The sequence below is a fragment of the Caryophanon latum genome, assembly GCF_001700325.1.
Classification (GTDB): domain Bacteria; phylum Bacillota; class Bacilli; order Bacillales_A; family Planococcaceae; genus Caryophanon; species Caryophanon latum.
In genome coordinates this window covers 1-3,965 of record NZ_MATO01000083.1, presented here as the reverse complement: position 1 = coordinate 3,965, position 3,965 = coordinate 1, and the positions used below count along the sequence as shown (strand labels likewise).

The window sequence follows — 3,965 nt, the reverse complement described above, 5'->3', positions numbered from 1 at the left end:
GAACGCACAAAAAAACATTCCGAACGATGTCGCTAATAAAGAGTACATTATCTCACAGCTTGAAAGCTTGAAAATAGATTTATATGCCGCACCGCTACACGCGTTGTTAAGCAATAGCTATAACGATGACGAACGCTTAAAAGAATCGGTGACGAAAGAAAAGCTCGACGCTGCGATCGCTGAAGTACGTCAAGCAGTTGCAGGAAAAGACGAAACTGTACGCGATGCCATCGAGCAAGAAATTATGCAATTTACGTATTATGCGATTGCACGTGAAGCGAGCAAACTATTTGAGCCAACAATGTTTTCATCATATGATCCATCTGTCGTAAAAGATGACGTTACATTTGCTGAAGTAGACGCATTATTTGAAGGGATCGACGTACGCAGCTATTATTCGCTCGAGCGACTACGTGACGTGTTAACGATGTCCGTTGCATTAAAACCAGTATGGCAATACGTTTCTACTGAATATCACGATTACAACACGTCGCTACCTGAGCTATTTACAAATGCGATGACGTTCGACAAATTACAAGCGTTACATGGCCAGCTCACTGAAACGTACCAAAATGATGAAGAACTATCTTTATCAATTGATAATTGGTTTAACACAATGTACAACCAGTACTTCAAACATCGCATTAGCCATTTATTCGATATCGATTTAAAAAATAATTGGCTGTATACAGGCGCACCGCTGAAAAAAGGCGTAACCGATGCGCAAGTAGACGCTGCCATTGCCGAGCTACAGCAATACAGTCATTACGATGCGGACGAGCTTGTAGACGTGCTACAAGTAAGCAAAGATTACAAAAATATTTGGTCGTTCTATGCACCATTTGTATTTACGAGCTACAACAACAAAGTTTTTCAAAATGGTGTAACTGCTGAGCAAATCATCGACGCACTTAGCCCGTTAACGACAGATGCAAACGCGACGACAAACGGCATCATCAATAAAGTAGTGTTCGATCTCGCAGCAGAAAAGCTGTCACTCGTTTACAAAGATACGTACAGCGCAACCTATTTCCCAACATTGACAGCAACTAATACGAAAAATGTGTTAACAGCAGATGAGCAAAAAACGTTAGCGGCTGAATTATTAAACGTCGTTAACACATTAAAACCGACGAACAAATATGATACGCAACGTTTAACAGCTGTACTCCAATCACTCATTAACGGTGAGCCAGCACGCGACGTTCAATCAGTTGATGCACCGTTTTGGACGATGCTTCCTTCTTATACAGCAGTCGCACCGTTTATTCGTGCAAACGAATACGGCGTGACATTTGCAGAAGGTGTAAGCATCGAAGCGCTACACAATTTCGCACAAGACGTTCATACATCGGACGCAGACGAAGCAGCAAAAGCATTACTACTTGCAACGATTGATGATGCGATGACGCGCGCACAGCATCAAGCCTTTACATCGATTACCGTACAATAACAGCACAACGAAAGAGTGACGACGTCGGAAGCGGCATTGTCACTCTTTTTCATGTTAAAACACATAAAATAATTAATACATTTATGTTTTTAATCATAAAGACATTTAATGATTTATGTACGAATGAATTTTTGTTATACTTATACGTAGCTTATAGAAATTTCAAGGAGGGTGTTTTAGTGGCGATCAAAATTACATTAGGCAATAGTAAAGGTGGCGTTGGCAAAACGACGACGACATGCTTGCTTGCCATTTCATTAGCGAAGCATTTTAATCAGCGCGTCTTAGTCGTCGATTTCGATGCCCAAGCGGACGCGACAGACTTTTTAATGCGCACGTTTCAAGTAAATAAAGATTTAACGAATCATTTATCGATCTTTGATGCGATCAAGTCACCGAAGCGCTCACAGGAAGCGGTGCTCGTATTAGACGACAATTTGCATTTACTTCCTTCTGGTGAGGAGCTATCTGGTCTTGACTTATTGCTTCTTGAAAAGGGTGTATTCGGTAAGTTCGAAGCAGGGCTTTATTTAGATTTAGTCATTCAGCAAATCGAGCACGAATACGACTTCATTTTATTCGACGTACCACCGACATCAAACATTCAAAACATTAACGCGATCGTTGCGAGCGATTACTACATCGGTGTCATGATGACGCAGGCGAAATCGTATCGTCAAATGGCAGGCTTTTTAAAGGAATCAGAAAAAACAGCAGCGAGTGCGCGCGAATCGAAGTACGGCTATGAAGGTGCAGAGCTGCTCGGCATTTTAATGTATTTAGAAAACAAAAAAAGCAACATCGACTTTACCGTCATTTCGGCGGCGCTTGAAACGTACGGCGATGCGATTTTATATTCGCGTGTGTACGAGCGCGAGCGTGTGAAGCGTTACGATTTAATTCCACCGAACCCGAACAAGTTCGACCAGCACGACAAAAAGATTTTTGCGATGTACGATTCGCTGGCGCACGAAATTTTAATGCGCGTCGGTAAAGTTTCAGCAACTGAGCCGAAGTTACGCATTCAACAGCTGCTCGATTTAGCGGCAGATTCGTTAAATCGCGACGAATACAATACGCTTGCGGCTGCGTTTGATGCGGCGCAATTTTATCGTGACGATGCGACAGAAGCACGCGACTTTACAGCAGCACAACTCGCAACTGTACTGCGCGACATTTTCGAAAATGCACCAGCACAAAAACGTCGCACGTACATTCACCGCATTCTCGATTGGCTACAAACAGACGAAGACTTAAAATCATTGCAGCACGTATTTGCATAAGGAGCGAAAAAATTTATTACAAACGAACGCGCTTGAGGAGAAAATTAGCATTCAAGGAGAAAACCCGCATCAAACGGCGTTCTCACAGCCAAAAGTGCGCGGCTTAGCTTTATTAGATGAAGAAATCGAAACAGCACCGAAAGAAAAAAAGGAGCGCAAAAACTCGCTCATTTCTGCAGAAGCACACCACTTCTTTAAAACAGTCGGCGCACAAAACGGCTTAAAGCTATTGGAAGTTGTCGATTTCGCTGTCGATCAATTGCGCGAAATTGATGAGCAAGAATTAGCCGCTGCATTAAAGGCGTATAAAAAGACATTATAATAGTAGAAAGCTCGATTTTTTTGATGAATCGAGCTTTTTCTTATGTACAAACAGATAAAACAATTAATGTATAAATGTTTTTATTAAGTAGAGCTACGTGGACGGTTCACGCAGCTCTTTTTTTACTCAATCCAACTCGATGCCATTTGCACACCTTCATACGTATTTACTGGCAACAGCTGTTCGCGACTAAATGATGCAATGTACGCCATTAATTCTTCTAAGTTTGCTGTCGAAATGTCGTATAGCTCGTCACATTCTGCCTCACCATTTGCACAGCCGACAATCGGTTCATCGACAACGTTATGCAACATAATAATTAGCCAAGATTTTGTAGCGACCGCTTCATCAATCCATTGCTTCATTTCCTCGACCGTCGTTTCATTCGTCACCGCAAATGACTTTAGCCAATGCGGATCATAATTGTCAGGTGTATTCAATTGTGAGCCATATACGCGAACACCTTCAAAATAATGTTTCGCAATGGCACGCGCTTCATTGCTGTACACAGAGTTAGGAGCAGCGAGCGTTTTCACATCAATGTCTAAATCACACAAAATGCGAATGTTTTCCTCGAGCTGATAGCGAATTTCCGCTTCGGTAAACCAGCTCAAATCAAGCCGTGCATGGTCATGCGTATGCGCTCCGATTTCGATACCGCGATCATGCGCTACCCATACGTCACTGTACGACATGAAATTTTCGTCCTGCTCGTCTAACCGATACGTATTAATGTTAAACGTTCCGGGTAAAGCATATTGAGCGTGCAATCGTAACGCTTTCGTATACCAATTTTTATAGCCGTCGTCATACGATAACGTGACGAGCGCTTGGTTTTCATACGCATGTAGTGGTGTCGCGTCAATTTCCGGCAAAAATTCTGGATTGACGTCAAATGCTGCAGCTG

4 protein-coding genes are annotated in these 3,965 nt (G+C 42.5%); 3 read left to right on the top strand and 1 reads right to left on the bottom strand.

Translation table 11 applies throughout. From position 1 onward, the window contains the following. From A6K76_RS16860 to A6K76_RS15910, 3 genes are all read left to right on the top strand, one after another. On the top strand, positions 1–1,453 hold a 1,453-nt coding region (locus tag A6K76_RS16860), incomplete at its 5' end, for a hypothetical protein (protein WP_169818041.1). Positions 1,454–1,632: 179 nt separating this feature from the next. Beyond that, the gene (locus tag A6K76_RS15915; RefSeq protein WP_066466581.1) at positions 1,633–2,736 is read left to right on the top strand and encodes a ParA family protein; all 1,104 of its coding nucleotides are present in this window, start codon (positions 1,633–1,635) and stop codon (positions 2,734–2,736) included. Continuing rightward, positions 2,729–3,058, top strand: a complete 330-nt coding sequence (locus A6K76_RS15910; protein WP_066466580.1) for a hypothetical protein — start codon at positions 2,729–2,731, stop codon at positions 3,056–3,058. Before A6K76_RS15915 ends, A6K76_RS15910 begins: the two co-directional genes overlap by 8 nt. Positions 3,059–3,180: 122 nt before the next feature. Here A6K76_RS15910 and A6K76_RS15905 read toward each other — a convergent pair. Continuing rightward, the coding region (locus A6K76_RS15905; RefSeq protein ID WP_139108723.1) for a polysaccharide deacetylase family protein at positions 3,181–3,965 on the bottom strand (785 nt) is incomplete at its 5' end.